This is a genomic window from Rhizobium sp. 01T444 (assembly GCF_056398305.1).
Map to the genome: position 1 here is coordinate 1 of NZ_JBFTPD010000070.1, position 6,297 is coordinate 6,297.

Here is a 6,297-nt window from a genome sequence, read left to right on the forward strand (position 1 = left end):
GTAGGAGACCATCTAAAACCACGAGATCTCTAAGTGAATTACCATCCTTAAAAAGTTCAAGAATAGAATTACCAATATCCCGAACGCTCCCAGAAGACGCGCTGCCGTGATAACTTGCCAACATTGATACACAAGCAAAACTGAACTGTGATATCGCAGCGTCGGCTTCTAAAAAATCCTGATCAAATAGAGAAAACTGCTTCTTGATCAGTTCCCGTCCGCCCTCCAAAAGACCAAGAAGGTGAAGTTTGAAATCGTCGCTACTGCCAGCATAACGCTTTACGATACCCGAGCAAAATAGGGAGTTGAGGCCGCCGAACTTGTTTAGCAAACGAACATCAGTTTTGCTGATGGTTTCTGAAACTAACCGCTGACTCATGTCGAGCATCGCGAAATATTCAGGCATGAAGTCGAAACGGAATGTTATAATTTCCCGATGCTTCAGCTCCTCCTGAGATAGGAATGGGTGCGTTTCCAGGTGGACCGCGATCGCTTCAACATCGCGCTGACCGAGAATGTCTTTTAATAGTCCCCTGAAAGCTTGACGATGGACGAGTACTTGCTCGCCCTCTTGCATTCTGGCAATTGCAGAGAAAACCTTTACCTGGAGGTCAACCGTCAAATTGAGAAGAGGGTCAATGACCTTGTGTATCTCGCGGTGGCAAAATTGGCCGACCACTCTATCAAACTGATCCTGTGGATTCAAAATCGCTGAAGCGAACGGAGCGAAAGTTGCGCTTGAGCCATCCATTTCTTCGGCTACCACGTCTCTGATCAAGCTCAATACAAACGGGACGTATCGATTATCTGGCAGTTTCGCGAGTTGATCACTTAGCGCGATTGCTTTGCGCAGCCTGTTTGGGAAGCGCTCAAAGGCCTCTTCGAAAAACTCTCTTCGCTTAGCCTCGTTGAATGCTAAAAGGTCCGCAACAATAACGTGCGGGTAGTCAAGGCGATATTCGTCGTCATCGAAGAAAATATTCCGGCAAGATATTATGACCTTGCCTTCGGACGCTTCGGAGAAATGCGAATTAAGATCCGAAAAAAAATGATTTGCGTTAAACCGAGAACGATTGCGGGAAATGACTTCATCGAGTCCATCGATAAATATAAGTATGTTCCCTAACTCAAAAGCATTGTAGAACGTACTCTTATCGAGCCATTCTTCACTATCGGATCCGTGCAGCGCTGCGCAGGACGAGACATAAAGATCATAGATAGTAAGTTCGCCGCCCTTTAGATAAGCAGCGGCTATGCCTCGATTTATATCAGTTGAAGTGATAAATATAACTCTTCTCTGTATGGATTTTTTAAATTGAATTTTATTTTCGGTAATGCGCTGCCGAAGATTAAGCATTGCCCAGGTTTTTCCAATCCCTCCCTGGCCGACTAAAACAAGAACTCCCGCATTTTGCTTCGAGATCCAGTCTGCAACAGCAGAGAATGTCTGCTCGCCGAGATCCGGATGCTGACTTGAGAACCTTACTTGCGGTTCGATGAACTCTCTAACAACGGCTCCTGTGTCCGAAATTACGCCGACATCGATTGTGTCAACTATTAGTTTAAAGACGGCATCCTCAAGATACTCGACATCTTCGCACTTCAGAGCTACTCGGATATTCTCTAAGCGATCCTGTGGGCGCGCCGCACCCAGTTCCATGGGCAATAGAACGAATTTCGATGCGTCGCTGAACAAGTCTGGATAATTTTGCTCGATATGGCGAGCAGTATTGGTGATGGTCACGCCTCTGTGAAGGTGAATATAATAATTCTTCTTTTTCCTGACCTTGTGTGTACATTCGAATATTTGGTACGAAATCTTGTCTTTGGTGACTCGTTCGTGTGCGGTTTCCGTGATATTAAATCCGGGTTCAAGTCCCTGTATGATCGATTTTACTTCTTCATAAGAAGATAAATTTTCTGCTGTTTCATCAAGTGACGTGAGAACACTAAGCTGTACAAGTATTTGCTCGCGTGTAATTGGTCCATCAAGAAGGTATTGAATTTTTTCAATCCATTTTCCGCGAATCAATTCCTTCACTTGCGCCGTTGTTAGCACGAGAAAAATTCTGGAAGCACTTCCGGCTTTGGATCGTTCATGAAGATGTCGCATGACATCATCTATTCGATATTTGGAAGCTGATTTAGATCCCGGAAATATATCAGGAGATAGGATGACGATTAGCGCGCCGGTTCTTTCATTCAGGAGTTGAGACGGATTTTCGGCTATGGAAAATCCGTCTGTGTTCGGGAAATTGACCAAAACAGGAATGTTAATGGACTTTACCAGACGGGCATACTCCAGCGCAGCACGATGGCCGCCCTCTTGACAAACGATAGAGACATTCGGAATCATTGGAACCTCAACTTGAACGGGTATTGAAGCAAAGTGTCGGACATAATTCAAGCGGTTCCTGCAGAATCGGTAAATGCGGCGATATACATCAACTATAGAGATTCTATAGAGAAGAATATCGACCGCAGATATTCGGTCACAAAATTTAATTTCTCGGTTATTGGTGCGGTTGGGGTAGGGTACGGTTTTCTTAAGAGCGATAAAATATCGGTAGCTGCGCCGGTATCATCGACTTTAGCAAGTACTATGCTAATTCTTTCGGCAATATTTTGCGTGGTTTGGGTTTTTCAAATATTACGCTTTCGAGAAGTGTCTCGTATAAAGCATGAAGTTGCGATTGAGATGGAGAAAAATCTCGGAATTTCCGCAGTTATATCTGAAGAAGAAAAATTCATGAAAAACTCATCGATCGTGGAGTATACATATATTGAAATATTTTTCCCGGTTATGGCCGGAATTCTTTGCGTTCTCGGATTCGTTATTTTGATGTAATTAGGTATATATAAATAATACAGTGTCGCTTCTTTCTGGGTTCAGATCATTGCCCCGGCCGCCCAGTCTTGCCCTTCGTCCGGCTCTTGTGCTTCTGCTCGCCGGGATCCTCATAGCTCCCGACACCCGTCTTCCCGCGCACCAGCGGCCTGACACCATCATCGCGCTCCGGCTGGCTCTCCAGCAACGGCGAAAACCGCTGCGTGCCCTTGGCCGCATCCGGCTTTTCCGGCACATGTCCCGTCACCGGCTTTTCCGTCCGGCCCACGGTCATCTCATCCAGCGTGTTGCGGCGGAAGAGGGTCTTGCCGTTGGCGTTGCGGCCGCCCATGTCGTCCAGTTCAGGCTTGGCGAAGTAGGAGGGCGTGGCGCTCTCATCCGCCTTGCCGTTCGATTTCTCTCCCTTCGAGGGAAGGGACTCGCTGGTGGCCTTGGCGTTGCGGCGGATGCCTTCCATCGACTTGGCTTCCTCGCGGGCGAGCGGGTCGTCCATGGCGGCGAGTTCGACGGCCTTGAGGCGTTTGATTTCGTCGCGCAGGCGGGCGGCCTTTTCGAAGTCGAGGTCGGCTGCGGCGTCGCGCATGGACTTTTCCAGCGCGTTGAGGTGGGTCTGCAGGTTGTTGCCCACGAGGTTGCCGCCATCGGCGAAGCCCTTGCCGGAGGCGCCTGATATGTCGGCACGCACGTGGTCGCGCTCGTAGACCGAGTCGAGGATATCGGAGATCTTGGCCTTGACGCTTTCCGGCGTGATGCCGTGCGCCTCGTTATAGGCCATCTGCTTTTCGCGACGGCGGGTGGTCTCGTCCATGGCGCGCTGCATGGAGCCGGTGATGTTATCGGCATAGAGGATGACCTTGCCGTCGACGTTACGCGCGGCGCGGCCGATCGTCTGCACCAGCGAGGTCTCGGAGCGCAGGAAGCCTTCCTTGTCGGCATCGAGAATGGCGACGAAGCCGCATTCGGGAATGTCCAGGCCCTCGCGCAGCAAGTTGATGCCGACGAGCACGTCGAACGCGCCGAGGCGCAGGTCGCGGATGATCTCGATGCGCTCCAGCGTGTCGATATCCGAGTGCATGTAGCGCACGCGGACGCCCTGTTCATGCAGGTATTCGGTCAGGTCCTCGGCCATGCGCTTGGTCAGCACGGTGCAGAGCGTGCGATAGCCCTTGGCGGCGGTTTCGCGGATTTCGCCGAGCACGTCATCCACCTGGCTGCGGGCGGAGCGCACCTCGACGGGCGGATCGATGAGGCCGGTCGGGCGGATGACCTGTTCGGCGAAGACGCCGCCGGCCTGTTCCATTTCCCAACTGCCTGGCGTGGCCGACACGGCGATCGTATCCGGGCGCATGGCGTCCCATTCCTCGAAGCGCAGCGGCCGGTTATCCATGCAGGAGGGCAGGCGGAAGCCATATTCGGCCAGCGTCGCCTTGCGCCTGAAGTCGCCCCGGTACATGCCGCCGATCTGCGGCACGGTGACATGGCTTTCGTCGATGAAGACGATGGCATTGTCAGGCACATATTCGAAGAGCGTCGGCGGCGGGTCGCCGGGGTCGCGGCCGGTGAGGTAGCGCGAGTAGTTCTCGATGCCCTGGCAGGAGCCGGTGGCTTCCAGCATTTCCACATCGTAGCGGGTACGCTGCTCCAGGCGCTGGGCCTCCAGCAGGCGGCCGGCCTTTTCCAGCTCCACCAGGCGGCCCTTCAGCTCTTCCTTGATGGATTTGATCGCGGCATTCAGCGTCGGGCGCGGTGTTACATAGTGCGAGTTGGCGTAGATCTTGACCGATTTCAGGTCGCCGGTCTTCTGGCCCGTCAACGGGTCGAATTCGGTGATGGCGTCGATCTCGTCGCCGAACATGCTGATGCGCCAGGCGGCATCCTCCAGATGGGCCGGGAAGATTTCAATGGTATCGCCGCGCACGCGGAAGGAACCGCGCTGGAAATCCATGTCGCGGCGCTTGTATTGCTGGGCAACGAGGTCGGCCAGCAGCTGGCGCTGATCCAGCCTATCGCCGACATTCATCTGGAAGGTCATGGCCGTATAGGTTTCGACCGAGCCGATACCGTAGATGCAGGAGACGGAGGCGACGATGATGCAATCGTCGCGTTCGAGCAGAGAGCGCGTCGCCGAGTGGCGCATGCGGTCGATCTGCTCGTTGATGGAGCTTTCCTTCTCGATATAGGTGTCGGAGCGCGGCACATAGGCTTCCGGCTGGTAATAATCGTAGTAGGAAACGAAATATTCCACCGCATTGTCGGGGAAGAAATTCTTGAATTCGGAATAGAGCTGGGCGGCCAGCGTCTTGTTCGGCGCGAGGATCAGGGCCGGGCGCTGCGTTTCCTCGATCACCTTGGCCATGGTGAAGGTCTTGCCCGAGCCGGTGACGCCGAGCAGGACCTGGCTGCGCTCGCCGGTTTCCAGCCCGCCCACGAGATCGCGGATCGCCGTCGGCTGGTCGCCGGCGGGCTCATATTCGGAGGACATGCGGATGGCGATGCCGCCTTCGGATTTGTCCGGCCGGGCAGGGCGGTGCGGCGTCCAGATCTTGCCGTTCTTGTGCAGCGGGTTGCCGCTCTCGATCAGCGCCGACAGCGCTTCGACGGTAGCCGTGACGCCGCCGTTGGCGAGACTGCCGGCATCTTCAAGGGAAATATCCAGGCCGGCAACGGGGTTGAGACCGGCCGCTGCACGCGTCTTCGGATCGGACGAGCCGCCGATGGAAACGCCGCGCGCCGTCTTGCTGACGGTGGCCTTCTTGTTGACGCTGACGGCCTCCGTATGCTTGCGCGCCTCGTTCTCCACCTTCTTGCGGTGCTTGCCCGCCTTGGAGGCGATTTCGCGCTGGCTTTCGACGCCAGCCTGCTCGGCATCGGCTTCGAGCTGCTTCACCCAATCGGAGACGCTGCCGCTGAGCGGGGCACCTTCGAATGACGATTGGGGGGCTTCCTCGAAACCGGTCGAGGCGGGGGATTTCTTCGGAGATTTTGCCATGGGCGGAATATGGCTGTTGTCATCGTGAAATGGAAGGGGTTGAGAGTACAAAAGGGAAACGAATGAATCGTTCGGATTTTGGAATAGTGGGGGTGTCTCTTAAGGGCTCCACCCTCGCTTTTAAGCGTCGACTTCGCTTTGGGCACCGACGGCAACTCCAATTTCCCTCATTCCTGTGCCTGTCACAGGAATCTAGCAGCCGCGTGTCCACGCGGCGGAAGAATCTTACGATCCTGCGGCTTTTGAAAATGCCCTTGCGGATGCGTTTTTAAAGAGTCTCTCGGCTTGCAGACGCAAGCCGGCTGGCAACTGTGTTTGTCAGGTTGGATTGAACATCGTTTTGTCCCTTATCAGAGCGTTTGCGGTGGCGAGGATTTTTCGCGCGATGGCGATGATCATGACTTTGAAGGGCTTGCCCTTGGCAGCCATGGTCTGAGCCGTTCTGGCGAATGGTGTATTC

The 6,297-nt window shown here is 53.9% G+C and carries 3 protein-coding genes; 1 reads left to right on the forward strand and 2 read right to left on the reverse strand.

Annotated features, from left to right (window positions below):
- Positions 1 to 2,356: NACHT domain-containing protein (locus tag AC1DTN_RS36940; RefSeq protein WP_477925044.1), on the reverse strand; the 2,356-nt coding region annotated here is incomplete at its 3' end.
- Between the two features lie 33 nt (positions 2,357 to 2,389).
- Between AC1DTN_RS36940 and AC1DTN_RS36945 the strand changes: the two genes are divergently transcribed.
- A complete protein-coding gene (locus AC1DTN_RS36945) occupies positions 2,390 to 2,848 on the forward strand; it encodes a RipA family octameric membrane protein (RefSeq protein ID WP_477925046.1) in 459 nt (152 codons plus the stop codon).
- Positions 2,849 to 2,894: 46 nt separating this feature from the next.
- On the opposite strand, the gene uvrB is transcribed toward AC1DTN_RS36945, so the two are convergent.
- Positions 2,895 to 5,837, reverse strand: a complete 2,943-nt coding sequence (gene uvrB, locus AC1DTN_RS36950; protein WP_477925047.1) for an excinuclease ABC subunit UvrB — start codon at positions 5,835 to 5,837, stop codon at positions 2,895 to 2,897.
- Positions 5,838 to 6,297 lie beyond the last annotated feature (460 nt).

Bases quoted from the DNA above. Each gene is read 5' to 3' on its own strand.
- uvrB (WP_477925047.1), bottom strand. From the start codon at position 5,837: ATGGCAAAATCTCCGAAGAAATCCCCCGCCTCGACCGGTTTCGAGGAA.